This is a genomic window from Comamonas sp. F1-6 (assembly GCF_039581415.1).
GTDB classification, from domain to species: domain Bacteria; phylum Pseudomonadota; class Gammaproteobacteria; order Burkholderiales; family Burkholderiaceae_C; genus Comamonas; species Comamonas thiooxydans.
In genome coordinates, this window is the sequence record NZ_JBCPWN010000011.1 from 26,369 (window position 1) to 53,248 (window position 26,880).

At 62.5% G+C, this 26,880-nt stretch carries 25 protein-coding genes; 11 read left to right on the forward strand and 14 right to left on the reverse strand.

Annotation, left to right across the window (positions count from 1 at the left end):
• Positions 1-2: 2 nt before the first annotated feature.
• Genes AAIL66_RS13000 through AAIL66_RS13020 form a run of 5 tightly spaced genes read left to right on the forward strand, consistent with a single transcriptional unit; the run spans position 3 to position 4,816 of the window.
• Positions 3-1,019: an ABC transporter substrate-binding protein gene (locus tag AAIL66_RS13000; RefSeq protein ID WP_012840209.1), complete on the forward strand. Its 1,017-nt coding sequence runs from the start codon at positions 3-5 to the stop codon at positions 1,017-1,019.
• Positions 1,016-1,909 (forward strand): ABC transporter ATP-binding protein, encoded by an 894-nt coding sequence (locus AAIL66_RS13005; protein WP_003072548.1) that lies wholly within the window; start codon positions 1,016-1,018, stop codon positions 1,907-1,909. The genes AAIL66_RS13000 and AAIL66_RS13005 overlap by 4 nt, the downstream gene beginning before the upstream one ends.
• Complete coding sequence (locus tag AAIL66_RS13010) at positions 1,906-2,739, forward strand: ABC transporter permease (protein WP_343496894.1); 834 nt, start codon at positions 1,906-1,908, stop codon at positions 2,737-2,739. The genes AAIL66_RS13005 and AAIL66_RS13010 overlap by 4 nt, the downstream gene beginning before the upstream one ends.
• Positions 2,732-3,613 (forward strand): hypothetical protein, encoded by an 882-nt coding sequence (locus AAIL66_RS13015; RefSeq protein ID WP_343496895.1) that lies wholly within the window; start codon positions 2,732-2,734, stop codon positions 3,611-3,613. Before AAIL66_RS13010 ends, AAIL66_RS13015 begins: the two co-directional genes overlap by 8 nt.
• Before the next feature lie 36 nt (positions 3,614-3,649).
• Entirely contained in the window at positions 3,650-4,816 is a 1,167-nt protein-coding gene (locus tag AAIL66_RS13020; protein ID WP_343496896.1) for an acyl-CoA dehydrogenase family protein, read from the forward strand.
• A 58-nt stretch (positions 4,817-4,874) separates the two neighbouring features.
• Here AAIL66_RS13020 and AAIL66_RS13025 read toward each other — a convergent pair whose 3' ends face one another.
• The 3 genes from AAIL66_RS13025 to dacB form a co-directional block, all read right to left on the reverse strand.
• Positions 4,875-5,546, reverse strand: coding sequence for an OmpW family outer membrane protein (locus AAIL66_RS13025; RefSeq protein ID WP_034350779.1), 672 nt, complete (start codon positions 5,544-5,546; stop codon positions 4,875-4,877).
• A gap of 35 nt (positions 5,547-5,581) precedes the next feature.
• The gene (locus tag AAIL66_RS13030; RefSeq protein WP_034351499.1) at positions 5,582-6,757 is read right to left on the reverse strand and encodes an SGNH/GDSL hydrolase family protein; all 1,176 of its coding nucleotides are present in this window, start codon (positions 6,755-6,757) and stop codon (positions 5,582-5,584) included.
• Positions 6,758-6,996: 239 nt separating this feature from the next.
• Positions 6,997-8,445 (reverse strand): D-alanyl-D-alanine carboxypeptidase/D-alanyl-D-alanine-endopeptidase, encoded by a 1,449-nt coding sequence (gene dacB / locus AAIL66_RS13035; protein ID WP_343496897.1) that lies wholly within the window; start codon positions 8,443-8,445, stop codon positions 6,997-6,999.
• A gap of 163 nt (positions 8,446-8,608) precedes the next feature.
• Between dacB and tsaB the strand changes: the two genes are divergently transcribed.
• The 4 genes from tsaB to corA all read left to right on the forward strand — a co-directional run bounded on the left by tsaB (position 8,609) and on the right by corA (position 11,946).
• Complete coding sequence (gene tsaB, locus AAIL66_RS13040; protein ID WP_343496898.1) at positions 8,609-9,325, forward strand: tRNA (adenosine(37)-N6)-threonylcarbamoyltransferase complex dimerization subunit type 1 TsaB; 717 nt, start codon at positions 8,609-8,611, stop codon at positions 9,323-9,325.
• A gap of 7 nt (positions 9,326-9,332) precedes the next feature.
• The gene (rimI, locus tag AAIL66_RS13045) at positions 9,333-9,845 is read left to right on the forward strand and encodes a ribosomal protein S18-alanine N-acetyltransferase (protein WP_034350786.1); all 513 of its coding nucleotides are present in this window, start codon (positions 9,333-9,335) and stop codon (positions 9,843-9,845) included.
• A complete protein-coding gene (locus tag AAIL66_RS13050; protein WP_343496899.1) occupies positions 9,836-10,747 on the forward strand; it encodes a uracil-DNA glycosylase family protein in 912 nt (303 codons plus the stop codon). Before rimI ends, AAIL66_RS13050 begins: the two co-directional genes overlap by 10 nt.
• Before the next feature lie 212 nt (positions 10,748-10,959).
• Positions 10,960-11,946: a magnesium/cobalt transporter CorA gene (corA, locus tag AAIL66_RS13055; protein WP_034350790.1), complete on the forward strand. Its 987-nt coding sequence runs from the start codon at positions 10,960-10,962 to the stop codon at positions 11,944-11,946.
• A gap of 84 nt (positions 11,947-12,030) precedes the next feature.
• Here corA and AAIL66_RS13060 read toward each other — a convergent pair whose 3' ends face one another.
• On the reverse strand, positions 12,031-13,617 hold the full coding sequence (locus AAIL66_RS13060) for an aldehyde dehydrogenase (NADP(+)) (protein ID WP_343496900.1): 1,587 nt from the start codon (positions 13,615-13,617) through the stop codon (positions 12,031-12,033).
• Positions 13,618-13,863: 246 nt separating this feature from the next.
• Here AAIL66_RS13060 and AAIL66_RS13065 point away from each other — a divergent pair, with 246 nt between their 5' ends.
• Together AAIL66_RS13065 and AAIL66_RS13070 are read left to right on the forward strand one after the other, a co-directional pair.
• Positions 13,864-14,946, forward strand: a complete 1,083-nt coding sequence (locus AAIL66_RS13065) for an Ldh family oxidoreductase (protein ID WP_343496901.1) — start codon at positions 13,864-13,866, stop codon at positions 14,944-14,946.
• 174 nt (positions 14,947-15,120) lie between these two features.
• Positions 15,121-15,828, forward strand: coding sequence for a GntR family transcriptional regulator (locus AAIL66_RS13070; RefSeq protein WP_034350795.1), 708 nt, complete (start codon positions 15,121-15,123; stop codon positions 15,826-15,828).
• Positions 15,829-15,906: 78 nt separating this feature from the next.
• Here the strand turns inward: AAIL66_RS13070 and AAIL66_RS13075 are convergent, their stop codons facing one another.
• From AAIL66_RS13075 to AAIL66_RS13120, 10 genes are all read right to left on the reverse strand, one after another.
• Complete coding sequence (locus tag AAIL66_RS13075; RefSeq protein ID WP_012840222.1) at positions 15,907-16,899, reverse strand: TRAP transporter substrate-binding protein; 993 nt, start codon at positions 16,897-16,899, stop codon at positions 15,907-15,909.
• Between the two features lie 45 nt (positions 16,900-16,944).
• Positions 16,945-18,210, reverse strand: coding sequence for a TRAP transporter large permease (locus AAIL66_RS13080; protein ID WP_034382281.1), 1,266 nt, complete (start codon positions 18,208-18,210; stop codon positions 16,945-16,947).
• A gap of 1 nt (position 18,211) precedes the next feature.
• Positions 18,212-18,844, reverse strand: coding sequence for a TRAP transporter small permease (locus AAIL66_RS13085; protein ID WP_012840224.1), 633 nt, complete (start codon positions 18,842-18,844; stop codon positions 18,212-18,214).
• 212 nt (positions 18,845-19,056) lie between these two features.
• On the reverse strand, positions 19,057-20,001 hold the full coding sequence (locus AAIL66_RS13090) for a dihydrodipicolinate synthase family protein (protein WP_034382285.1): 945 nt from the start codon (positions 19,999-20,001) through the stop codon (positions 19,057-19,059).
• Positions 20,002-20,769: 768 nt separating this feature from the next.
• Complete coding sequence (locus AAIL66_RS13095) at positions 20,770-22,038, reverse strand: MFS transporter (RefSeq protein WP_034405607.1); 1,269 nt, start codon at positions 22,036-22,038, stop codon at positions 20,770-20,772.
• A 151-nt stretch (positions 22,039-22,189) separates the two neighbouring features.
• Entirely contained in the window at positions 22,190-23,254 is a 1,065-nt protein-coding gene (locus AAIL66_RS13100) for a porin (RefSeq protein WP_343496902.1), read from the reverse strand.
• Positions 23,255-23,450: 196 nt separating this feature from the next.
• Positions 23,451-24,410, reverse strand: coding sequence for a PDR/VanB family oxidoreductase (locus AAIL66_RS13105; protein WP_034394647.1), 960 nt, complete (start codon positions 24,408-24,410; stop codon positions 23,451-23,453).
• Positions 24,407-25,432, reverse strand: coding sequence for an aromatic ring-hydroxylating dioxygenase subunit alpha (locus tag AAIL66_RS13110; RefSeq protein ID WP_034382290.1), 1,026 nt, complete (start codon positions 25,430-25,432; stop codon positions 24,407-24,409). The genes AAIL66_RS13105 and AAIL66_RS13110 overlap by 4 nt, the downstream gene beginning before the upstream one ends.
• 24 nt (positions 25,433-25,456) lie before the next feature.
• Positions 25,457-25,678, reverse strand: a complete 222-nt coding sequence (locus AAIL66_RS13115) for a recombinase-like helix-turn-helix domain-containing protein (protein ID WP_003060438.1) — start codon at positions 25,676-25,678, stop codon at positions 25,457-25,459.
• A 137-nt stretch (positions 25,679-25,815) separates the two neighbouring features.
• The gene (locus AAIL66_RS13120) at positions 25,816-26,793 is read right to left on the reverse strand and encodes a tripartite tricarboxylate transporter substrate binding protein (protein ID WP_343496903.1); all 978 of its coding nucleotides are present in this window, start codon (positions 26,791-26,793) and stop codon (positions 25,816-25,818) included.
• Positions 26,794-26,880 lie beyond the last annotated feature (87 nt).

The window sequence follows — 26,880 nt, forward strand, 5'->3', positions numbered from 1 at the left end:
CCATGGGAACCCGTCGCGACGCGCTTGGCAAGCTTCTGTCCATCAGTGCTGCATCCCTGGGCTTGGCGGCTTGCTCGCGCTCCGACAACCAGGCCAGCAGCGAAACGAGCCGCACGGCACAAAATGGCAAGGTCGTTCCCTTCAACTACCCCGACAACCCCTCTTTCGACCTGATCTATCTGGCCGACAGACTGGGCTACTTCGACGGGACCTCCACCCGCCCCAACTACGTGGGCAAGATTGCCGCCCCTCAGATCATTCCGCTGGTCGGCACGGGCGACATCCACTTCGGCTCGCGCATGGTGCCGCTGGTGATTTCGGCCATTGCGGCCGGGGCCGACATGAAGGTGATTGCCGCCGGCAGCAAGACGCTGCAGGAGGCACCGCATATGAAGTACTTCGTGCGCAAGGATTCGGGCATTCGCACGCCCCGGGATCTGGAAGGCAAGACCATAGGCTTCAACAGCTTCGGCGCCTGCGCCGAGTTTGTCTCCAAGACCTATTTCCGCGAGCACGGCGCCGATGTCAACAAGATCAACTTCCTGGTCGTTCCCGACAACCAGGGCGAGCAGGCCGTGATCGGCCGCAATGTGGATCTGGCCATCATCCACCCACCCCATTCCGGCGGTGCCGAGGCCAACCCCGAGTTGCAGCGCCTGTGGACCGACTACGACCTGGACCGCGGCCTGGGCGGCATGGCGCCCTATAGCGTCAACGGCAAGTTTGCGCGCGAGAACCCGCAGGCCGTGCGCGATGTGGTCACCGCCATCGCCAAGGCAGGCAACTGGGTCAACGCCAACACCGACGAAGCGCGCCGCTACACGGCCGAGCGCCTGGGCATGGAGCTCAAGCATGTGGAGCGCTATGCCTATGTGGACGACCAGATCATCACCGAGCCGCCCATCCAGTACTACATCGACGTGCTGGAGCGTGAAGGCAAGCTGCAGCCGGGCAAGGTGGCGGTCAAGGATGTGTACACCAACGAGTTCAACCCCTTTGCCAAGGGAGCTGCGACATGAGCACGGCCCTCGACGACTCCGGCTCCGCCATCAAGATCCGGGCACGCGATGTGCGCATGGATTTCGCCATTGCCGACGAGCGCGGCCGCAAGCAGCAGATTGCCGCCCTGCAGGACTTCAATCTCGATATCCGTGAAGGCGAGTTCTTCACCCTCCTCGGGCCCTCGGGCTGCGGCAAGTCCACGTTTCTCAATGTGCTTGCCGGGCTGGCGCGCAAGAGCGGCGGCAGCATCAGCATCGACGGCCAGCCGGCCAGCGGCATCAACCGCGAGCAGGGCGTGGTGTTCCAGGGCTATGCGCTGTTTCCGTGGCGTACCGTGCTTCAGAACATCGAGGTCGGGCTGGAGATCCGCAAGATTCCCAAACGCGAGCGCCGGGAGACTGCCGAGCAGTTTCTGCACCTGGTGGGCCTGGCCGGCTTCGGCCAGCGCTACCCGCACGAACTCTCGGGCGGGATGCGTCAGCGCGTGGCCATCGCCCGCTCCCTGGCCTATTCGCCCAGCCTGCTGCTGATGGACGAACCGTTTGCCGCCCTGGATGCCCAGACACGCGAAATCCTGCAGTCCGAGCTGCTGCGCATCTGGGAGCAGCACAAGACCACCATCGTCTTCATCACCCACAGCCTCGATGAAGCCATCTATCTGTCGGATCGCATCGCCGTCATGACGCACCGACCCGGTCGCATCAAATCCGTTCTGGACATAGCGCTGCCGCGTCCGCGCCCCGCCGAGATACGCCACGCCCCGGCCTTTGTGCAGCTGCGCGAACAGGCCTGGGATGTACTGCGCGACGAAGTCGCCTTTGCCAGCGGCCACCGCCAGCAACCGCTGGCACCGCTGCTGCCCACCGCCCCTGATTTCAGCCTGGCCTTGCGAGGATTTGCCATATGAGCCAACTGGCCGCATCCCCATCCCGGCGCCCCGCCAAGCCGGTGTCACTGCTTTCCTCCCGGCAACTCGGGCTCCAATGGCTGGAGCGCTCGGCCTGCGTGCTGCTGTTCTTTGCCATCTGGGAATTCCTGCCGCGCTCGGGACTGGTCAATTCGGCCTTTCTCAGCCCGCCATCCGCGGTTCTGGCAGCCATCGTTCAGCTGGCGCAGACCGGCCAGCTGGGCAAGCATGTGGCGGCCAGCCTGCAGCGCTCCTTGGCAGGGCTGATTCTGGCCGTCGTGGCAGGCGTGGCGCTTGGTCTGCTGATGGGCGTGGTGCGCCGCTTCGAAGCCTTTGTCGACCCCTTGCTTCAGCTGTTCCGTCAGGTTTCTGCCCTGGCGCTGTTTCCGGTCTTTCTGCTGTTCTTCGGCATCGGCGAGGCGTCCAAGATAGCCATCATCTTCTGGGCGGCCTTCTGGCCGGTGTTGCTCAACACCATCAGCGGCGTCAAGCAGGTGGAAAAGCTGCTGATTCATTCGGCGCTGTCCATGGGGGCCTCGCGCGGCTTCATCTTCTTCAAGGTCATCCTGCCGGCGGCGGCACCGTCCATCTTCACCGGCATCCGACTGGCGGGTGCCTATTCGATCACCGCGCTGGTCGCTGCCGAGATGATCGGCTCGCATGCAGGCCTGGGCTTTCTCACGCTGAACTCCCAGGAAATCTTCCAGATCCCCAGCATGTACGCCGGCATCGTGCTGCTGGCCATTCTGGGCCTGGCACTCAACTATGGGCTGGCCTTGCTCGAAAAGCGCCTGACGCGCTGGCGCAGCGGGCTGGAATTTCATGAGTAGCGCCACGCAATCCTGGCGGCGTTTGGTCCTGGCCGGCACCGCGCTGGCGGCCGCTGCCGCCGGCGCTGGCGTGCTCTGGCCCGCCTTGCCGCAGCTCGGCGACATCGAGACTGCAGGCCCGGTGCTGCAGCAGGCCCGGCGCAATGGCGTGCTGCATGTGGCCCTGCGCAGCTATGCGCGCCCTGCCCTGCCCGGCGAAGCCTTGCCGCCAGAGCCCGATGCCTATGACCTGGCGCTGGCGGACTGGCTGGGCCGGCAACTGGGCACCAGCGTCAAAATCACCCCCGCAAGCGATGCAGACCTGATGTTCGAAGGCGTGGCGCCGCAGGACGGCCAATCCGCTGCTGATCGACAGACCGGCGGCAGCTATATGCCGCAGAGCCTGCAACTGCTGGTGCTCAAGCAGCAGGCCTCCCTCTGGAGCCGCCATGCCCCCGGTCACTGGAGCTCCTGGCTGCCGCATATGGCGCAGAAAGCCGCCCTCAGACCCACGGCCTGCGTCGCCACGGGTCAGGCCTCTGCCAGTACCTTGCAGGCCCAGGGCCTGCAGCCTCTTTTCGCGTCCTCCAGCATTCATGCAGTCAGCGATTTCCTGGCCGGCAAATGCCATGTTCTGGCCGAGTCGCCAGAGGTCATCACGCGCCTGCTGCAACAGGACAACTGGCGCTTCTACACCCGCCTCGGCAACCGATTTCGCACCACGGATCAGGCCCATATCCGTCTGGCCAAGGCCGATGCGCAGTCCACCCGCTGGCTGCAACACGCCGTCCAGCATTGGCAGCGCAGCGGTCTGCAGCAACGCGCGCAGGACAACCGCGTCAGCACGATTGCGCTGGAAGCTTCCTTGCTGGAAGACGGAGCCATCTGCCACTGACCTCCCGCCTCTTTTCCGCTCTCCACCTTCTTCACCATGCTCTCCAGTCACTTCAACGATGTACTCGGCGCCCTGGAAAAAACTGCCGTTGCACGCGACCGCCAGGGCGGCCATGCGGCAGCGGAAAAAGCCTTGCTGCGCGATGCCGGCCTGCTGCGCCTAGCCATCCCCCACGAACATGGCGGCGATGCGCTGAGCTGGCCCGACATCTACCGCCATGTCCGTGCCCTGGCCGCAGTCGACAGCGCCCTGGCCCATGTGCTGGCGTTTCACCAGCTTCAGGTCGCCACCGTGTTGATCTACGGCTCGCGCCAGCAGCAGCGCCTCTGGCTGCGCCGCACCATCGACGAGAACGGCTGGTGGGGCAATGCACTGAACCCGCGCGACACGCGTCTGCAGGCCCTGCCCCGCAGCTCGGAGCTCGCCGGCGGCTATGTGCTCGACGGTCTGAAAGGCTTTTGCTCGGGCACGCGCGGCTCTCATTACCTGACGGTATCGGCCAGCGTGGCAGGCCATGCGCAGCCGGTTCTGGGCCTGCTTGAAACCGCCTCGCCCGGCATTGCCGTCAAGGATGACTGGAACCCCATGGGCCAGCGTCAGACCGACAGCGGCTCGGTTCAGTTCAATCGCGTCCAGCTTCCCGCCAGCGCCGTCATGCGCGACGAGAATGCCGAAGTCACGGCCTTTCATACGCTGCGCAACTGCCTGGCTCAGCTGGTGTTGGTGAATCTGTTTGTCGGCGTGGCCCAGGGCGCACGCCGGCAGGCACGCGACTATGCGTGCGAACATGGCCGGCCCTGGCTGGGCTCGGCAGTGGAGCGCGCCACCGACGATCCCTATCTGCTGCGCCGCATGGGCGAGATGCAGGCCCAGATTTCGGGAGCAGCCCTGATGGCCGACCACGGCGCAGAGCTGCTGCAAAAAGCCTGGCAGCGCGGCCCTGCGCTGAGCGCAGCGGAACGCGCCGAGGTCGCCATCGCCGTCTTCGAAGCCAAGGTCATGGCGCATCGCTGCACCCTGTTCGCCACCCAGGAAATGTTCGATGTGGTGGGCTCGCGCGGCACCCATGCCGATCTCGGCTTCGACCGCTTCTGGCGCAATGTGCGCACCCATACCCTGCACGATCCGCTGGACTACAAGCTCCAGGCCCTGGGCCGCTGGGCCGTGCATGGCGAAGAGCCCTCGGCCCAGCACTACAACTGAGCCGCAACACAAAAAAAATCCGGGACCAGCCCGGATTTTTCGTGTCGACCGTGCCGACTCAGAAGCGATAGCCTATGGCCATGGCAAACACATCGGGATTGAGCCTGACGCTGACGCTCTGGCCCGAAGACAGATGGATCTTGGTCTTCAGAAAGCTCTTGGAGTAGGAGGCATCCACAAACCAGCGCTCGTTGAACTGGTAGACAAAGCCCAGCTGCGCCAGCGCGCCGAACTTGTCGTCGAGCTCGGCCGTGGTCGGATTGGCCAGCGTGCCGCCGCTCAGACCGTTGAGCGTGGCCGTGGTCTTTTCGCCATAGAAATGGGCATAGGTGACACCGACTCCCAGATAGGGGCGGAACGCGGCCTTGGCCTCGTTGAAGCGGTATTGCAGCATCAGCGTCGCGGGTATCGCCTTGGTGCTGCCCAGCTTGCCCACGCCGGCAATCGAGCCTGCTCCCGACAGGTCATGCTTGAAGGGCGTGGCCAGAGGCACGTCCAGAGCCAGATTGTCGGTCACCATATAGGTGATGCCGCCGCCCAGCTGAGTATTGCTGCCGGCGTCGACCTTGGTGTTGGGAAAGGACGGCGCCGACAGATTGCCGCTGCTCACATCAGGCGACAGATGGGTCACGCCCACACGCGCCATCCAGCTTCCGGCCGATTGGGCGCTGGCCAGACCGCAGGCCGCCAGCGCAGCAGCGGCTGCAATGATCCGCACAGAAATTTTCATGGTTTTGTCTCCTTGTTATTGAGGTGCGGACGGATTTACAGCCAGCCCTTCTGGGCCAGAGAGCGGGAAACCAGCTGGCTCATTTGCTGATGGCCGTAAGGCGTGGGGTGGAAACTGTCGGCAAAGACATGGTGCTGCCACCAGTCAGGGCTGGATTTGCCGGGTGTGGCACTCAAGGCCGCCGCCGTGCAGGTGGGGAAGGTATAGGTGGGCAGGCCGCTTGCGTCCACGCCAGTGATCGGGCAGACCGGGTCCTTCACGTTATCGAAGTCGTATTGGGCCGGGTTGCTGATCTGGCTCTTGAACTCGGTGTAGAAATCGACCAGGACCACCTGGGACTGGCCTGCCAGACTGGCAGCCAGCTGGTTGTTGAAGACCTGTACCAGGGCATCGAATGACGCTTCCTGCTTGGCAGCCGCAGCAGCCCCCTGATCCCCGCCGCCTGCGGCCTTGGCAATGCTGGCCAGGACCATCTGGAAGCGCGGTGTCTTGGTAATGGCGGGAACATTCAGCACGGCCACACGCGTGGCGCCCTTGGCGACCACATTCTGCGCAATGGAGCCGGCAAAAGTCTTGGCCAGGGTCTGCAGATAGGCACCCGCCGCCAGGCCGGCAAACTTGGAGGCATCGCCACCGGCCTGGGTCATCAGGGCCGTGGACGTGCCCGGAGCCTTGGAATCCAGCCAGGCCACCATGGCGTTCAGCGGCTGCGAATTGCCCTTGGCTGCGGCAATCAGCGCCCCGATCACGTCGGCGGCATCGTTGGCGCCGCCATCGATGACGACGAGATCATCGGCGCTGAAGCCAGCCTTGGATGCGGCCTGGATCTGCACCAGAACCGACTTGGGCGATGTCGGCGCATCCAGCGGGTTCACGCGGCCACCACCCACTGCGTAGTTGGTGCAGGTGGCGACTTCCTGATAAGTCGTGAGATTTTCGTCACCGGCACGAAAGTGGGCGCACAAGCTCTGGCTGAACTGGTCGGCAATGCGCTCAGGCCAGATCATGGTCGAGCCAGCACCGGTGGGCGCCGAGCCCTGTACCGTGAACTTGAAGCCGAAGGTACCGCTGTCCGAGAGGCTGTCGCCCATGACCTTGACCGAGGTGACCTTGGCCTTGGGGGTGGTATCGGCCCCGCCTCCGCCGCCGCAGGCCGCCAGCAGGCCCACCGTAGCCATTGCAGCCGCCAAGAGTTTGAGTTTGCTTGCCAAGATGATGTTCTCCTGATGTGTTGTGAATCGCACGGTCGTGCTTTTTTCATCAGCGTCATCCTAGCGACAGTCACCCAGGCGCGGTTATCGGGCAATTACCGATGGTCGGACAAAAATCCAACGCCCAATAACCTGGTCATCGTTCCGTCACGCAACAAAAAAACCGGACCAGGGTCCGGTTTGTCGAGGCGGGCAAAGGGCGGTGATTGGGCAGGGATAGAGCGGCCGCCCTCGGGCGGCTACTGGGCCGCCGTCCAGTCCACCAGCGCATCCCAGGCCGTGCGCGCCGCGGCCGCATTGGCATGGTTGGCCATGGCCACCAGCACATAGCGCTGGCCGCTGGCACCGTCGACATAGCCGGCCAGCGCGGCCGAGTCGCGCAAGCTGCCGGTCTTGAGGTGGGCGGCGCCTGCAAACCGGCTCTTGCTGCGCCGCAGCGTGCCGTCCACGCCGACGATGGGCATGGAGGAGACGAACTCGGGCATCACGGGCGAGACCCAGGCGTTCTGCAGCATCTGCCCCAGTCCGTTGGCGGTGATGCTGGCATTGCGGCTCAGGCCTGCGCCGTTGTCCACCACGGGCTGCTCGGCATTGCCCCAGCGCGCGGCCCACCACTGTGCCAGCGACTGACGCGCGGAGTCGAAGCTGGCCACGCCGGTGCGCTGCATGCCCAGGGTGAGCAGCACATGCTGGGCCATGATGTTGTTGCTGTATTTGTTGATGTCGCGCACCACCTCGGACAGTGCCGGAGACTCCAGCTGGAAGGCCGGCAGCAGGCCCTGGGGCACGCTGCCGTCGCGTACGGCTCCGGTGAGCTTGCCGCCCAGCTCGCGCCACATGCCTTCTATGGCCTTGGCCGCAAAGCGCTCGGGCTGCGCCGGTGCGATGGACCAGCTCTTGTCGCCGCAGCTTGCCGGATAGCTGCCGTTGAAGGCGATGCGCTGCGGATTGTTCATGTCCAGCTGCATTTTGCTGCGCCAGTCGCCGCAATCAGAAGTAGGAGCAGCCAGCGCAATCGTTTGCTGGTTTTCCATACCAAACATTGGTGGATCGTATTGAATACGAGCGACACCAGCTCCTGTATCAGGAGCAATATTCAGCGCCACGGCCTTGTAGTTGATCAGCAGCGCATCGGGCGAGGCGTTGTAGGGCCGCCAGGGCTCGTTGTCGAAGACCGCCGCATCATGCGTGGGCAGCTGAAAGGCGCTGCGGTCCAGCACGATATCGCCCACGATGACCTTGATGCCCATGCCTTGCAGGCGGCGCAGCATCAGCCACAGGCGCTCCAGCACCAGCTTGGGGTCGCCCTGACCCTGGATGTAGAGATTGCCGCGCAAGGCGCCATCGACCACCGGGCCGCCCAGATAGACGGGCGTGCGCCAGACATAGGCCGGGCCCAGCTGGTCTAGCGCCGCATAGGTGGTGACCAGCTTCATGACCGAGGCCGGATTCATGGCCTGGTGCGTGCGCCAGGCCAGGTTCGGTGGCGATTTTCCATCCACATTCATCACCAGCAGCGATACGGCATCGCGCGGAATCTTGGCGCGTTGCAGCGCCGCGTCCACGGCGGCGGGAATGCGGGTGTCGGCAGGCAGGGACTGCGCCAGCGCGGGCTGGGCCAGCAGCGCCAGCAACGATGCGCCCAGTGCGCTCAGGGTCTTGCGAAGAAAGAAGGGGGTCTGCAGCATGGGGCCAGAGTCTACGCCGGGCTGCGCCCATGCCGGGCATTGGCGGCGCCCGCGGCAAGCTGGCGGCGGGCGTCCGATAATGCAGGGCTACGCTGCCGTCCGTTGCAGCCCAGTGCATTCCGTATTGCGCTCCAGCCCGCCTGCGGCTGACGCCCCGCCGAACATGAATCTTCTCGCCATCGACACCAGTACCGATACCTTGTTTGTTGCCGTCCAGCGTGGCGATGCCATCTGGCAGCACAGCGGGCCGGGCGCGCAGCAGTCGTCGGCCCAGTTGCTGCCGGCCATATGCCAGCTCATGAAGGATGCGGGGCTGAGTTTCGCGCAGCTGGACGCCATTGCCTTCGGGCGCGGCCCCGGCTCCTTCACGGGCCTGCGCACGGCCTGCGCCATCACCCAGGGTCTGGCGTTTGCCGCCAAGGTGCCCGTGCTGCCTGTGGACTCGCTGCTCACCGTGGCCGAAGAGGCCCGTCATCTGCATGGCTGCACCGAGGTCGAGGCCGTGCTCGACGCACGCATGCACGAGGTCTATCACGCAGCCTTTTGCTATGTGGACGGCCAGTGGATCGAGCCCGAGGACTTCGGTCTCTGCGCCCCCGAGGCTCTGCAGGCTGCAGCCGGCCATGCCGTGGCGGGCAATGCCCAGCCCGTCTACCCCGAGCTGCTGGCGCCCACTGCCCGCCATGTGCACGCCATGCCCACGGCCACGGCCATGCTGCGCCTGGCACCGGCACTGTTGGCAAAAGGCTGCGCGGTGCCTGCCGAAGAGGCGCTGCCGCGCTATATCCGAGATAAAGTGGCAAAAACCACGGCCGAGCGCGAAGCCGAAAAGGCCGCCGCAGCCCTCACACCCGATGCAACCGGCATCGCCTCCCGATAAGCGTCCAATGACCTTGCCCAGCAGCTCCACACTCGCCGCCGACGCCAGCACCCAGGATGCGGCATCCCTGGTGCATTTCGAGCCGCTGTCCGCGCTCTGGCTTGACACCCTGCTCCCAATCGAGGAGCAAGCCTATGTCCACCCCTGGACGCGCGGCAACTTCCAGGATGCCATGGTGGCCGGCTACCAGATACAGCTGCTGGTCGATGCCGATCACCAGCTGCTGGGCTACTTTGTCGCCATGCAGGCGCTGGACGAGGTGCATCTGCTCAATATCACCGTCAACCCGGCCTGCCAGCGTCAGGGCTGGGCGCGCGTGCTGCTCGATGCGCTGGCTTTGTGGTCGCGGCAGCAGAACGCCCAATGGATCTGGCTGGAAGTGCGCGAAAGCAATGCCCGCGCCCGCGAGGTCTATCTCAGGCATGGCTTTGCCGAAGTCGGGCTGCGCAAGAACTACTACCCCAACCCCAACGGCCCGCGCGAACATGCGGTGCTCATGAGTCTGAAACTATGGCCCTGAACCTGGATGCCCGCCAGCGGGCCATGCTGGAAGCCATGGGCATCACCGTCTGGTTGCCCGACCCCGTGGAACCCGCAGCAGTGGCTGCAGTCACTGCAGTCGCAGCCGCACCATTGCCGGTCGCGGAGCCCCTGCCCGTCACAGCGCCGGTGGTGCGCATGGCGCCGCCCGCCCCCGTAAGCCCGCCCGTGGCTCAGGCCGCTGCACCTGCGGCCGAGGCAGCGCCAACACCGGCCCCGCCGCCCGCCCAGACCGCCAGGCCCGCCAGCCCACCGCCCCAGAATCTGTCCGGGCACCGGGCGCACGAGCCTCGTCAGTTTGTGCAGCAACCCGCCGCAGGCCCGGCAGGCGAGCCAGGCCTCGGCTGGACCATCAGTCCCGCCCAGCTGGTCTACCCCCATGCGCCGCAGCATGTGCACAGCGCCGAGCAAGGCGGCTGGCTGATCCTGCTGGAGCCTGCCGCCAACCCGCCTTTGCTGAGCCCGGCGCAAAGGCCTGCAGCCGACAGCGCCCAGACGGCGCTGCAGGGCGATGCCGCCAAGCTGCTGGACAATATGCTGCGTGCCCTCGGTCTGCAGGAAAAACCGCGTGTCTTCAGCGCCGCCCTGCACCGTGCGCCGCCCGATGCCGATCTCAGCCATGCCCAGGCGCTGCAACCCGCCCTGGAGGCTCTGCTGCGCGAACTGCGCCCGGACTGCGTGCTGGTTCTGGGCCTGGCCAGTGCACGCGCCGTGCTGGGCCGCCATGACGCGCTGGGCCGGCTGCGGGCCGAACCGCACCACATTGCGGGCGTGCCCACGGTGGTGACCTACGACCCCAACTATCTGCTGCGTGCGCCGCAGGCCAAGGCCGGTGCCTGGGCCGATCTGGTGCAGGCCGACGCGTTTACCAAGGGGCTGTGACAGGCGGGCGACAAGCCCCGCTTACCCACTTGCCCAACTATGACGCACGCGACATGCTGCAGTGCAACGTAGCATAATCACTGGCTTCGAATTACTGAAAGACATCCGTGGAAACCTACCCTAGTTGGTAGCTTTCAGCTCCCGGTGAAGACTGTGGGGGTTGAAAGCGCCCTGATCCCTGCAGAACCTCAAGAACAACCGGGAGTGAGCTGATGCTCAACATCTTTACGCTAGCCAATGGTCGACTCGTTCAGGAAGAAATCGAGTCCCTGGCAGACCTTGAACGCTTTCGCCCCGTCTGGGTCGATCTGGAATCGCCAACCCTCGAAGAAAAGCGCTGGATCAAGCAGCACTACGAGCTGTCCATCCCTGAGGATGCGATGGACGACGACATCGAGGAATCGGCGCGTTTTTACGAAGAAGACAACGGCGAGCTGCATATCCGCAGCGACTTTCTGATCGACGACGACGAAGACCCCCGCTCGGTGCGCGTGGCCTTCATCGTCAACCAGCACAACGCAGCGCTGCGCAGCCATGGCGTGCTGTTCTCCATCCACGACGAGGATGTGCCTGTCTTTCGCCTGCTGCGCATGCGAGCGCGCCGTGCGCCCGGCTTGATCGACGATGCCAAGGACGTTCTGCTCAAGCTGTTTGACGCCGATGCCGAGTACTCTGCCGACACGCTGGAGCGCATTTACGACGACCTGGAAAAAGCCAGCAAGATGGTGCTGTCCGGCGATGTGACCGACGAGATGGCCAAGGAAGTGCTGGGTGCCATTGCCCGCCAGGAAGACTTGAACGGCCGCATCCGCCGCAACGTCATGGACACGCGCCGCGCCGTGAGCTTTCTGATGCGCTCCAAGATGCTCAACGCCGAGCAGTTTGAGGAAGCACGCCAGATTCTGCGCGACATCGAGTCGCTGGACAGTCACACGGCCTTTCTGTTCGACAAGATCAACTTCCTGATGGACGCCACGGTCGGCTTCATCAACATCAATCAGAACAAGATCATCAAGATCTTCTCGGTGGCCAGCGTGGCTCTGCTGCCGCCCACGCTGATTGCCAGCGTCTACGGCATGAACTTCAAGTTCATGCCCGAGCTGGAGTGGGAATTCGGCTACGGCTACGTGGTCGCCCTGATGATTCTGAGCGCCGTCGGCCCGATGCTGTACTTCCGCAAACGCGGCTGGTTGAAATAACACATTCCCGGCACAGCTGGTCGCTCACACATCGACACAGGCAAGCGCCCTCTCCTTGGAGCCGAAGAGCGCGCTTGCCACCAGTCAACGCGCCACTAAATCGCCATTGATCACTCGGGCAAGTCCCTGCGGGTTCGCTTGCTGTACAGCCGCTGGGAGCAGCACATCCGGCAAATCCTGATAGCACACCGGGCGCAGAAAGCGGTCAATGGCGCTGGCGCCCACAGAAGTGAACATAGCGTTGGACGTGGATGGGAAAGGACCTCCATGCACCATGGCGTGGCATACCTCGACTCCGGTCGGAAAACCATTGGCCAAGATGCGTCCCGCCTTGCGCTCCAGCACGGGGATGAGGCGCTGCGCGTCGGCATAGTCTGCGGGATCGATCTGCAGCGTCACTGTCAGTTGGCCCTCCAGTTGCTCAGCCAGTTCAAGAACCTCATCGAAATTCCTGGCCCGAATGACAATAGAGGCCGGGCCAAACATCTCCTCCTGCAGCACAGGCGATGACAACAGGCGCTGCACATCCGTCACATACAGCGCGGCCTGCGCAGCATTGTGCAGCCCATCCGCAGGCTGCCCTTGTGCAACTTTCTCCACACCTTCCACGCCACCAACCTTGGCAGCGCCGGCATCAAAGGCCTGATGAATGCCCGGCGTCAGCATGGTCTGGGCCGGCTTGGTGGCAAGCGCCTGGCTTGCGGCATCGATGAAGCGCTGCACATTGCGGTCACCAATGACCACCACCATCCCAGGATTGGTGCAGAACTGCCCCGCCCCCATCGTCAGCGAATCGGCAAAACCGCGCCCTATCGACTCTGCACGCGCGGCCAGGGCAGCCGGCATCAGAAACACCGGGTTGATGCTGCTCATCTCCGCGTAGACGGGAATGGGTTCCGGGCGTGCGTTGGCGATGCGCATCAACGCAAGCCCTCCCTGGCGAGATCCGGTAAAGCCAACGGCCTTGATGGCAGGATGTGCTACCAATGCTTCACCCAGCTTGCGCCCGGCGCCCATCAGCAGGGAAAACACCCCTTCGGGCAACCCCAAATCTCTGACCGCTTTCTGAATCGCTCGACCCACCATTTCGGAAGTGCCTAGATGGGCGCTGTGGGCCTTGACGACCACAGGGGCACCTGCAGCCAAGGCCGATGCCGTATCGCCCCCTGCCACCGAGAACGCCAGCGGGAAATTGCTCGCACCGAACACCGCCACCGGGCCCAGTGCCATCTTGGCCAGGCGCAGGTCGGCACGTGGCAGCGGCGTGCGCTCGGGCTGTGCGTGGTCGATGGCGGGGCTCATAAAACGGCCATCGCGCACCACCTTGGCAAACAGCCGCAACTGTCCAACCGTGCGCCCACGCTCGCCTTGCAGGCGCACCAGCGGCAGGCCGCTTTCGGCCATGGCGCGCTCGATCAGGGCATCGCCCAAAGCCATGATGTTGTCGGCAATCAGCTCCAGAAATTCTGCACGCTTGGCAAGCGACAGCTGACGGTAGGGATCAAATGCCTGCGCCGCCAACTGGGCAGCCCGGTCCACTTCGGCCTGCCCTCCCATACCGAACGTGGGCGTTGCGATGAATTGATCCATGCAGGGATCGAACGCTTGCTGCTGTCCTTCTGTGCCGCGCACCGAACTCGCGCCGATAAGCATTTCGCCAGTAATTTGCATCTTTGTCTCCTAATGTGTTTATGGATCGGAATGGCAGAGCTCCAGCCGACCAGGAAGTGCAAGCAACGCCTGGATAACGCACGATCTCGTCAGGAATATGAGCGCCTTTGAAAATCATAAAGTATCTTGTTAATATATTTGAATTATCCTTAGAAAATTTTCCACCAATCTTGACAGGCTTCTTTGCCATTCCGCGCAACCAGGGCACGTCAACAAGCAGTCCATAACCAAGCACAGGAGCACGCCATGGAACTCATGCCAAACATCGACCTGAACCACCCTGGCCAAAGTGCTCAAACAACCGCATCGAAACCAGGCCACACTGCGCTGACGCTGGATGAGGTGCACAACCTGGCCTATCGCGTATTTACCCACCTCGGCCTGTCTGCTGAACATGCGCAGGCCATTGCGCGCGTGATCACAGCGGGAGAGCGCGACGAGTGCCATTCGCATGGCATGTACCGGGTTCTATCGTGCGCTCGCACGCTCCAGCATGGCGCTGTCGTGCGCGATGCCATACCCATCATCAGCGACCGCGGACCTGGCGTCGTCGCCGTCGATGCACAGCGCGGCTTTTCACAACTCGCTTTCGAGGTGGGCAGCAAAGTACTGCTCGAGAAGGTCCGGACAACCGGGATCGCAGCCTTGGCCATCAACAACTGCTATCACTTCTCAGCCCTGTGGCCCGAAATCGAAGCCTTGGTCGAGCATGGCGTTGCGGCCTTAGCCATGACCCCCAGCCATTCCTGGGTGGCCCCTGCGGGCGGAAGCCGACCTGTTTTCGGAACCAACCCAATCGCCTTTGGTTGGCCCAGGGTCGGTTCTCACCCCTACATTTTTGACTTTGCGACCAGCGCAGTGGCCCGCGGTGAAATTGAGCTCTACCAAAGAAGCGGTCGCGCACTGCCCGAAGGCTGGGGGGTCGACGCCGAAGGCTTACCAAGTACCGATGCCACAACCGTACTCCAACAAGGCGCCATGCTGACTTTTGGCGGCTACAAAGGCTCTGCCCTGTCGACCATGATCGAGCTGCTGGCCGGGCCATTGATTGGCGACATGACCAGTGCTGAATCACTGCGCATCGACGACGGTGCCGGTGCAACCCCTTGTCATGGGGAAATCGTTATCGCATTTGATCCCCAATTTTTCAGCCCGGGCAATTTTGCCGAGGAGCGTCAACGTGCTGAAAAGCTGTTCGAGAGTATTACCGGCCAAGGGGCGCGCCTGCCTTCCCAACGCCGCTTTATCGCAAGAAGCCGCAGTCTAGCCAATGGATATGTGCAGATCCCCGAGCCCTTGCTGCGTGACATCCAGCAGTTGTTGAACTAGGCTCATGAGAACATGCTCGCATGCCTCTGCTGAGGAGAAAGAGTCCAGATAAAGAGTTTTGTCACAGGCTGCGCCAAGCACCAAGCCCATGATGTATTCTAAATATCGGATCAATATAATCAAAACCCCGCCATCTCTGCTCTTGCGACACGATGGCGCCAGCACGCTTTTTTGATGCCAACTTCCAAGAAATCTCCAGCTGCACGTGTAAAAGCCGCTGCAACAAAAACCAAGACTTTGCCTACGGTGAAGCGCCGTGCTGCAGACCTTGCCTACGACGCCATTGAAACCATGCTGTCGACCATGCAACTTGAGCCTGGAAGTCCCATCGTGGAGGCGGAGTTGGCAGAGCGCACGGGCATGGGCCGGACGCCTGTGCGCGAGGCATTGCTGCGCATGATCTCCATCGACTTGATCGTCCAGCAACCGCGCCGCGGACTACTGGTTTCCAACATCGATCTGGCAGAGCACCTGGACGTCATCCAGACACGCAGGGTTCTGGAGAATCTGTTGGCGGCTTGCGCTGCCCGGCGAGCCTCGGTGCAGCAGCGCAAAGATATCCTCCAATGTGCCAAGCAGATGGTCGCTGCAGCCAAGCGCGGCAACCTGGAAGAGTACATGCATGAGGATCATGCGCTCGATGCCATCATCCATACTGCCAGCCGCAACCGTTCAGCAGTCAAAAGCGTCACGCCTCTGATCGTGCAGTGCAGACGTTTTTGGTATGCCTACCAGCATGAAGGCGATATCCTTGAAGGCGCACTTGCTCATCTGGAGCTGGCTCAGGGTATCTCTACCGGGGATGAAGCGGCCGCCATTACCGGCGCCAACCGCCTGATGGACTATCTGGAAGCTTTTGCCAGACGCATTATCGAAAGCTAAACAGCAGGCCGCTCCCAAGGGGAGCGGCCTGCTGTGCATATTCATGGCGCCTCCCAATCGGCGCCCCCCGATCATCAATCAGAGCTTGGCTCCCACCGCGCGCAGTTCTGCAATCTGAGGCGCTTTGGGCAGCCAGATCTTGTCGAAGGCATCAATCGCAGGCTTATTGTCAAAGGCATTGATATCGCGAATGACAATCGACTCCTTCTTGAGTTTCTCCAGCAGGCCAACCTCTGTCGTCACGATATCGTTGATCTGGCCGTCCAAGGCTTGGCTGGTCAATTGGCGAATCAGGTCACGGTCCTTCCCATCCAGCGTAGCCCAGATACGACCCGAGAACAGTGGTGCCACAGGCATGAACAGCGCGTTCATGGGCATCATCAGTTTCGACACCTTGTCAAAGCGCTGGCTCCAAGAGAGCTCTATATCCGCCTCGAGTCCATCCACTTGCCCATTGGTCATGGCATCGAACACAGCAGGTGTGGGAATGGGAGTCGGCGCTGCGCCGAAATACTGGTAGAAGTCACGGTAAACCGGCGTCGGATTAATACGCAGCTTCATACCCTTGAGGTCATTGGGCGTCTTGATCTCCTTGTTCGAGAACACCACACGCATGCCGGTGATGCCCCAGCCCAAACCGATGCAGCCGGTTTCGCGCGGCAGCACATCCAGCAATTTCAAGGCTGCAGGCGTCTTGACCAGCTTCGCTACAGCAGCAGTGGATCGGACAAGATATGGCGCGTTGATCGAGGCTACGCTCGGAACACGCGTTCCCAGCTCTGCCGCCTGAATCCACCCCATGTCCAGCGCACCCGATTGCAGCTGCTGCATCATGGCCGACTCATTACCCAATTGACCCGAATGAAAGACGGTCACCTTGAGCCTGCCATTGGTTTCTTTCGCCAAAGCTTCTCCAAACTGCACCGCCGCGCGGTTCCACGAATGCCCAGCAGGCGTGATGACGCCTAAGCGCAGTTCCTTGGCCGCAGCCGCACGCGAAGGCGTCACAAAGGCCAGTGGAGCAGCGGCAACAGCCGTGGTCTGAAGAAAGTGGCGTCGATTGAGTGTCATGAAAAACTCCGTATAGGGAAAGGCGAAGCAGGGCGAAGAATCGGATCAGTTCAGCAAGCCCAACGACAAGCTGGGGAACAGCGAGAGCATGACAAGTGCCACGCAACTGATGATGAAGAATGGCAACGTGACGATGAACATGGGACCCGGCTTGGCACCAGTGACCGCTGCAGCCACGAAGAAGCTCAGCCCCACCGGCGGCGTCATCAATCCCAGCACCAGGTTGATGACGATCACCACTCCAAAGTGGCGGGGGTCGATGTGGTAGATCTCGGTGGCGATGGGCAGAAGAATCGGCGCGGTCATGATCAAGCCGGGAATCCCGTCGATCACCGTGCCAATGACCAGCAAAATCACGTTGACCAGCAGTAGGAAGGTAATCGGGTCATGCGCCACGGTCTGCACCCAGGCAGCGACCATCTGAGGCACCTTGCCGTATATCAACAACCACGAGAACACTGCCGCTGCTGCAACCAGAAACAGCACGATGGCCGAGTAGATGCCCGAACGCAGCATGATCGCGCCCAGGTCTGAGTATTTGAATTCACGGGTCACATAGCGACCGACCAACACTGCGCTGATCGCGCCCACAGCGGCAGCCTCCGTGGGATTGGCGAAGCCGGTGAGGATGGAGCCCACGATGACCAGCGGAATCAACAGTGTCGGGCTGGAAACCAGCACGGTCTTGGCCCGTTCGAGCAAGGTTCGCTTGGGGCTTCGTGGATAGTTGTAGATCACGCCCATACAGGCAATGACTGCAAAGAACAGCACCGTCAACAGAACACCTGGCAATATGCCTGCGATCAGCATATCGCCCACCGCGACCTGGGCCAGCACGCTGTAGACCACAAACATCACCGACGGCGGAATGATCGGACCCAGCATGCCGCCATACACGGTCAGGCCTGCAGCAAAGGTCTTGTCATAGCCTTGCTTCTCCATCTCCGGCACCATCACCTGCGACATGATGGCCACCTGCGCCGTTGCGGAGCCAATGATGGATGACACCAGCATGTTGGCCAGGATATTCACATAGGCAAGCCCGCCCTTGATGGAGCCCACGAACGCCATCGACAAGTCCACCAGTCGGCGTGTAATGCCGCCGCTGTTCATGACCTCACCGATCAAGATAAAGAGCGGTATGGCAATCAGGCCATAGCTGTCCACCCCCCCGAACATCTGGGAAGGGAAGGACTGCAGCAACACCGTGTTCTCGGTGTTGTAGATATAAAAAATCCCCGAAAGGCAAAGACAGAGGCCGATGGGAACACCCACCATCATGATTGCGATGAAGAAAATGGAGGTCAGCATGTCAGTTCACCGCGTCTGGGTTGGTTGCCGCAAAGCCAGGGTGCTGGCGCTTGGGTGCGAGGCTCATGTCTTCCAACAGGTTGGCAAGTGCATGCAGGCTCATACAGACTGCGAAGATCGGCATGATCAGTTGCAGCACCCAGACCGGCCACTCCAGCGTCTGGGTGTGTTCGGTATAGAGAAAGTTAAACGACTCCGCCGCGTATTCCTTGGCATCAAACCCCTTGCTGGCGATACCAATGGGATCCATCCAACGCCAGCACATCGCAAAGAGCGCCAAAGAAAAAAACAGCACTCCGACCGTGGCAATCACCTTGGCACGCCGCGCGTTGCGAGGACTCAGCTTATCGGTGAGCATCGTCACTGCAAAATCCAGTCGCAGGCGCGTCATGACCGAAGCACCGATGAAGGTGAGCCAGACCACGGTGTACACCGCCGCTTCATCCACCCAGTACAGCGGCATGCCGCTGTAGCGTGTCACCACATTGAGCAAAATGAGTGCGGTCAGAAAACACATCGCGAAGGTGAGCAACCACCGTTCCATGCGCAGCAGCGCATCAGAGGCATCCAGCACCCAGCGCACAATCCATGGCGGCTGCTTGATGGCGGTAGCGGGTCGGGTTGTATCGTCCATATAGGTTCTTTAGATTTGACGAAATGAGGCGCAGAAGATTGAATACATCTCAAAAATATATTAAATATATTAGAAATTTTTTCAATTGATCCAATAGGTGTTTGCCTGGAAACCCGGCGAAACTGCTAACCCTGGTTTCTGGAAGATGCAAGCTTCCGATCTGGATCGATGCCCCAAAAAAAGCTCCCCACGGGGAGCTGACTCACGCTGGATCAATGACTCAGACCCTTGGACCAGGCGGCATACCAGTTGCGAAAGAGTTGATACTGGGATTCGGCATACCGACGTTGCGAGTCGGTCAATACATCGCTTGCATTGAAGTGCAGCGTGTACTCCTTCTTGCCGTTGAGGACCAGCAGGTGCTTGTAGTACAGAACCAGATCCGTGCCTTCGTCAAAGGACGACAGCACGGCCAGTGCAGCATCCAACTCCTGAGCTTGACGCCGAGCAACGACATCTCCCTGGGCTGCTTTTTTGCTCAGCTCAACCAGGAGCAGAACTTCCTTGGGTAGTGCATTGCCAATGCCCGTAATGCAACCCGTAGCACCGCAATTCACAAAACCATAGAACACCTGGGTGTCGACACCCGCCATCAATGTGACGTCGTTGTCCTTCGAGGTGATGTGCTCAGCGGCATAGCGCAGGCCTTCTGCACCACCAAACTCCTTGAAGCCGATCAGGTTGGAGTACTTGGCGCGCAGCTCGAAGAACATGTCGGCGCGAGTTGCAAAGCCGTAGTGTGGGCTGTTGTAGATCACGGCCGGCAGCTTCGGGGCGGCTTCCAAAATAGCAGTGAAGTGGGCTTTCTGCGCAGCCAGGGAAGTGCCGCGCGACAACACCCGAGGAATCACCATCAACCCCTGTGCCCCCACTTTCGCAGCGTGGGCGGCATGAGCCACGGCTTCCTTCGAGTTCACCGCGCCGGTCCCCACAATAGTCGGGATACCTGCGGCCACCAGCCTGGCCACGCCCTCTTGGCGTTGCTCTGCCGTGAGAAGAGGCCAATCCCCCATGGATCCGCAGTACACAACAGCGCTCATGCCTGCGGCCATGAGCTCTTTGCCCATGGCGACCAGCGCGTCGTAATCTGGCGTGCCTTGTGCGGTGCATGGAGTCATGAGTGCAGGAATGGTGCCGGTAAAGATGTTCGTTTCCATAAAACTACCCTTGTAAAAAACCACCTAAGAACACCGCCTTCAGTTCCGCGCAAGTCCGTTGCACGAAACCGTTTGTTGGGATAACGCTCGCTGCATCAGCGCACGGAATCCAGATGAGCGGTGAAATACTTCGTCTTTAAATAGACTGTAAATATATTTGAAATATTCAGAAACGAAGACTAAGTAGTTCTTAGGCGTTGTGCAATAGGGTTCTCCTGGATACCTCGCCGAGATCGCCACCGCCCTCCCGTTGCATCCAGGCAGCGGTCCGCTTGCGACCATGACCCCACCGCGGCAGAAGCACCGCCTTCAGTTACTGCCCGGCGCTGCGGTCAAACCCGGCGCCGGGCCACGCTGGCGCTGCGCCGGGGTCAGGATGCACAGGTGATCGTTGTATGGCACACAAACCGCTCATGGAGGCAGCTTTGCGCTGGTCCCGGTCGCATGGCGACGGGACTGCCTCTTGCATCCCAGTTCGATGAGTTCGCGCGTTTGTTCCACATAGTCGCGGACGCGCTGAATGCGATGTTCGCCATCGCTCATTACCGCAGCTCCAGTCTGCCAGCACCAAGTACCAAGTGCATTGACGCGGTCCACCTCAGCCCCCCCATGCAAGCGGGGATGAAGTCAAGCGCAGGCCCAGGACTGAAAATCCACAGGTCGCAGAGACAAGGTCACGGCACTGCAGAAGCTATCGTCTGAGCAGCATCACAGATGCATAAGTCAGGATGGTCTGAGACTGCTTCTACTGAACAGTCTGAGGGTAGCTTATGCTGCACTACCCTCACCGCGCTCGCGCACCCAGAGCACGATGCCGCACAGCATCACGATCACCTGCGTGCCTATCAGCGCCGCGAAGCCCGCAAAGAATCCCGCACTCACGCCGCCGCGTGCCGACAGCGCGCCTATCACCGCACCCATGATGGCCGGCATGAAGCCCGCGACCAGACTGCCCGCGCCGTTGACCACGCCATAGGCGCTGGCCACATGCTCGGGCCGCGCGCAGTGCTGCACGGTACTGGGAATGGCCGGGCTCATCAGTCCCCAGCAGAAGTTGGCGGCAATCAGGCAATAGGCCGCCGCATAGCGGTCTTCCATATGGATGGCCAGCCACACTGCAATCGCCACGCCCAAGCTGCCGAAGACAAAGATCAGCGGCACCTGGCGGCGCGCGATGCGGTCGATGATCATGCCGCCCACGAAGACCGCAGCCACGCTCGCATATTGCGGCAGCGAAGCCAGCCAGCCCATCTCGCGCATGGAAAAGCCGCGCGATTCCTTGAGATAGGCGGGCAGCCAGTTGCTGCTGCCCCAGAGATAGGACAGAAAGGCCGCCGTGAGAATGGTGATCAGCCACAGATAGCGCGTGTGCATGGCGCCGCGCACGATCTGGCCGACCTGGCCCACGGCCTCGCCCATCGACTGGGGCTTGGGCATGCCGGTCTCCACCTTGGGCATGCGCACAAAGGCCCAGACCAGGGGAACGCCCAGCAGCACGTTGATCAGGCCCAGCACATGGAACGAGGTCTCCCAGTTGTGGCCCACGACCAGGTAGCCGACAAAGGGATAGCCCACCGCCAGGCCCAGTCCGGTGCCCATATTGACCAGGGAGTTGGGTTTGCCGTTCTCGCGGCTCTCGAAATGCGCCTTGATGTAGCTGCCGGCCAGGGAGAACAGCGGCCCCTCGGACACGCCCAGCAGAATGCGCGAGGCCAACAGCAGCCCGTAGCTGTTCATGGCCGGTGACAGAAAGGTCACCACGCCCCACAGCAGCAGCCCCGCGAACAGGCTGCGGCGCACGCCGAACAGCGCCGCGCAGAACGGCGTGAGCACAAAGGACGAAACACCGTAGCCGACCATGAAGGCCGTGGCCAGCAGGCCCTGACGCGTTCGATCGTCGGGTGTGAGACCGATGTGCGACAGAAAGTCGTGATCGGTGATGAGGACCGAGATATTGATCCGGTCCACGTAGGAAATGGCGACGATCACGAACAGCGTGACCACGCCCCACCAGCGCAACGAGCGTGAGTCTTTCATGACAGGAGTCCGGCTAACGTTGAGAGAGAAAAAAGCCGGGACCGGCACCCGCCGGCCCCGCCAGGGCGCACGTCCTGGCGGGCGCGCGGTTCGGCAGCCGTGCTGCCGCCGAAACCCCGGGGCCGGCCAAGGCCGGCCCTGCGGGGCAGGATCAGAAGAAGTGGCGGATGCCCAGTTCCAGGCCATTGGAGTTGCCGCCCGGCGTGGTACCGGGAGCGCTCAGCCCCTGCACGCCGATGGACTTCGCCGCCGAGCCCTTGTTCTTCAGGAAGGCATAAGTGCCGTAGACCTGGGTGCGCTTGGAGAGGTTGTAGCCATAGCCCACGCTGATCTTGTTCCAGTCCGCATTGCTGCCGGACAGGTTGTAGTGGCCAAAGGAGGCACGGGCCTCGCCATTGCCCACGGGAGCCGTCACGCCCAGCTGCACGGCCGTGATCTTGGTGGGGCCGCGTTTTTCCGAGGCCCACAGCAGCATGGGCTTGGCCACGCCGAAGTCGTAGGACAGGCCCACATTGTTCGCCGTCAGATTGGTGTCACTGGTATTGCCGTAGAGCCGGCCCGTGGCCAGCGCACCATTGAAAGCGCCCTGGCGGTAACCCAGGCGCAGGCCACGGTAGTCGCCCTCGCGCTTGTTGGGTGCACCGCTGGGCTGCTCGCCGAATGCCAGCTGTGCCTGGCCGTAGAAGCCACCCAGGTTCTGGGGCAGGAAATAGCTCACCGCATTGCTGATCTGTATGGGCGCACCGCCAGTCGAAGGAACGCCCGGAATGCCCAGCATGGTGAAGGCACCCGTGCCGCCGACGCCGTTGGTCAGGAAGGGATCGAAGATCAGCGTGTTCAGAAAAGTGGCCGAGTCATCGCGCCCCAGGCGCACCTCGCCCCAGTTGCCCATCAGGCTGACTGTGGAGCGGCGGTTGAAGCTCAGACCGCCGCCCGTGGCCTTGCCAGCGCCGCTGTCCACATCCAGGCCGGCCTCGAGCCAGAATCCCGCCTTCAGGCCGCCGCCCAGGTCCTCTGTGCCTCGAAAGCCCAGGCGGCTGATGTTGGCACCGCCTGTGGAAAGACCGGTCTTGGAGGCTCCCGAGCCGCCCAGATGGGCAACGCCGACGTCGACGACGCCGAAAAGCTCGACCTTGGACTGTGCCGAAGCGGCACCGGGCAAAGACGCCAGACAGGCTAGCGCCACGCCGAGGGCCGGCGTATGGATGGATTTCATGGTTTTGTCTCCTCTAAGAGGTGGTTTGGGACGGTGGCTTTTATTCAGTGGCTGGTCCGGTGCTGCGCTGGTCAATTCAACATGGCGCGGCCAAGGGATACCGAGCAAGGGCCCGGGCCGGTCGCGTCGCACCGAAGGTGCCACCTCACTCGCGCAGCGAGCAGGGAAGCACCGGTACGACACGTACCCCGGAGCGTCATATATCCAGAACTAAACGCTCGCTCTTGCAGCCGGAGACGCAGACCATCATGACCTTGTTGGCGGCGCGCTCCTTGGGGCTGAGCACCGAGTCGCGGTGGTCGGGCACACCTTCCAGCACGCGGGTCTCGCAGGAGCCGCAGACCCCTTCGCAGCAGCTGTGGTCCACATCGACACCGGCGTCCAGCAGCGTGTCCAGCAGGGACTTATCGGGCGTGATCTCGATGAAGCGGCCGCTGCGCTTGAGCTCCACCGTGTAGTTGCTGCGCGCATCGGACGACGCCTTGACTTCCACCGGCGTGAAGCGCTCGATATGGGCGTTGGCATGGCCAAGCTCGGCGCAGAACTTCTCGAAGGCATCGAGCATGGGCGTCGGGCCGCAGGAATAGTGGTGCAGGCCCGCATCGGGTGCGCGCTGCGCCAGCAATGCCTTCAGGTCGGGCGGCCCGCCCGCCTCGGCATCGAAGTGCAGGTGCAGCGGCATGCCCAATGCCGTGAGCTCATCGAGGAAGGCCGCGCTCTTGCGCTCGCGCGCAAAGTACAGCATCTCGAACGAATGTCCCTGGGCCTTGAGCCGGCGTGCCATGCACAGCATGGGCGTGATGCCTATGCCACCGGCCACCAGCACCGAATGCGTCGCTGTCTCGTCGAGTGCGAAGTGGTTGCGCGGCTCGGAGATGGTGATGGGCATGCCCACGCGCAGCGACTCGTGCACGCAGCGCGAGCCACCGCGGCTGGCGCGGTCGCGCAGCACGCCGACCACGTAGCGGTGGCGCTCGCTGCTGTCGTTGGACAGGGAATAGCTGCGCACCAGCCCGTTGGGCAGGTGCAGATCGATGTGCGAGCCGGCCGTAAAGGCCGGGAACTCGCCGCCATCGACCGGGCGCAGCTCCACGCTGATGGTGTCCTGGGCCTCGAAGCGCAGCGTGTGCACAAAGGCCTGCAAGCTGTTGCTCATGATGCGATGCCTTCGTCGATCTGTTCCTGGGCCTGACGACGCAGGTGGCGACGCAGGCGCACCAGGCCGATGTCATGCTGGTAGAGATTCTCGCGCTCGTTGGCGTCGGCTTCCATCTGCTCCATCATGATGCGGTCCTGCTCCAGCACGGCCCAGTGGCGTGCCTCGAGGCGGTTGCGGTAGAGGAAGCGCCAGGTGTCGCGCATCCAGCCCTGCACCTTGCGCGCACGCCAGAAGAACACGGCGCACAGATCGGCGCTGATGGGCGTGACGCAGGCGACGATGGCAAAGTTGCCGCCGGGGCCGCCGGTCTTGGGATACGGGATCTCCAGGCGCATCCACTGCACGCCGGTTTCGCCATATTCGGTCCAGTCGAAGTTCACGCCGCGCTGGCCGACCTTCTCGAACACAAAGCCGTGATCGGTGTCACGCACCTGGAAGCTGGCCTTGCTGTCGCCCTCGGCCATGGAGTGCGACTGCTTGTGCAGGAAGGTGCCGTGCATGGGGTCCATGACGTTGTCCAGCGCGTAGCGGTAGTCGCTGCGCCACTCGGCATAGCACAGGAAGTTCGAGTACTCGGGCGAGCTCAGTTCCTCGGGCAGGCTGAAATCGGGAGCTTCGTCCACATGCTTGTCGCTGTTGTAGAGAAAGATCGCGCCATGCATCTCGCGCACATGGAAAGCCAGCGCGGCGCGCGAGCCTTCGAGCTTGCAGCCGGGGCTGCCGGGCACCTTGGTCACCGTGCCGTCGCAGCGCACTTCCACGCCGTGGTAGGGGCAGGCCAGGCGGTCGCCCAGGATCACGCCCTGGGACAGCGGTGCACCGCGGTGCGGGCAATGGTCTTCCAGCGCATGGACCTGACCGGCAGCATCGCGCCACAGCGCGATCTTGCGGCCGAAGCGGCGCAGCGAGACGGGCTCGGTCTTGACGAAATCCGAAGGGCAGACCGCATACCAGAGGTTCTTCAGACCCGTGTTGAGCAAACGGTCCACCGGATCGATGGTGATGGTTTGTACGTTCATGGGGTACTCCTGTCCTGTTCTGTCTCAATAGCCCAGACGGGCCATCAGCGCCTGAAAGCTGTCTTCGGTCCAGGGCTCGCCGTTCTCGCCGGCGGGGCCGCTGCGGTTGATGTAGGCCACCAGCTCGGGCAGCGTCTGCACGCCCTCGCCGAAGGCACGCTCAATGGAGTCGCCCAGCAGGTCCTCAAACAGGGTGGAGGCGCGCTCGCGCGCCTGATGCGGCTCGAGATATCGATCAGCGGCCATGGTTCTCTCCTTCGAAAACTGTCTTGAATCGTGGTTCTGCTTCATTGCCCTGAGTGCCGCCCCACACCGAGGGTCTCGTCCCCCTTGGGGGGCGCCGTGCCACGGGAAGGCGCGAAGCGACTCAGGGGGGTGATCATTTAGTCGGCCCGGATATCCAGGTCCTTGATGAGCTTGCCGAAGCGGTTGTAGTCGGCAGCATTGGTCTTTTCCAGACGTGCCGACTCGCCGCCCGCAGGCAGGGCGCCGAAGGCCGCCATCTTGGCAACCACGTCCGGCATCCTCAGAATTTCATTGAGGTGGGTGTTCAGCAGCTTGACGGTCTCGGGCTTCATGCCCTTGGGACCGAACAGGCCTTGCCAGGCCGACACTTCCACATCCTTGACGCCCTGCTCGGCCAGCGTGGGCACATTCGGTGCCAGCGAGCTGCGCTGGGCATCGGCCACGGCCAGCACATTGACCTTGCCGCCTGCGTAGGGCGCGATGGGGCCCCAGGTCATGAAGGTCGTGGGCACATGGCCGCCGATCAGGTCGTTGACTGCGGGCGCCACGCCCTTGTAGGGAATGTGGGACAGCTTGGTGCCTGCGGCCTTGTTGAACATCTCGCCCAGGATGTGCATGGGCGAGCCGCTGCCCGGGCTGGCATAGGTCAGGCCGTCGCGCTTGCCCTGGCTCGCCAGGGTCTTGATGTCCTTGATGCCCGAGCCCTGGCTGGCGGCCACGAACATGGGCTGCACGCTGGTCTGCACGATGGGCGTGAAGCCACCAAGCACGTCATAGCTCGAACCCGCGTTGGTCTTGAGCACGAACTGGGCGATGGCAAAGGTATTGGGCGCCAGCAGCAAGGTATAGCCGTCGGGTGCGGCCTTGGCCACATGCACGGTGCCGATGGTGCCGCTGGCACCTGGCCGGTTGTCCACCACCACGGGCTGGCCCAGTCGCTGGCCCAGCTTCTCTGCATACAGGCGCGCCATGGCATCGGTATCGCCGCCGGCCGGATAGGCCACGACGATGGTGATGGGCTTGCTCGGATAGGCTTGCGCCAGCGCGGAACCGGACATCTGGGCTGCAGCCAGCAATGCAGCAGAGATAACTACCTGGCGACGAATGTTTTTCATGAAATAGCCCGTGGGGTTGTGGTTAAGCCTCTAGCCAGCCAGAGGATCTGGTGAACACATCAGAGACACCGAGCAAGGGCCGCCCCG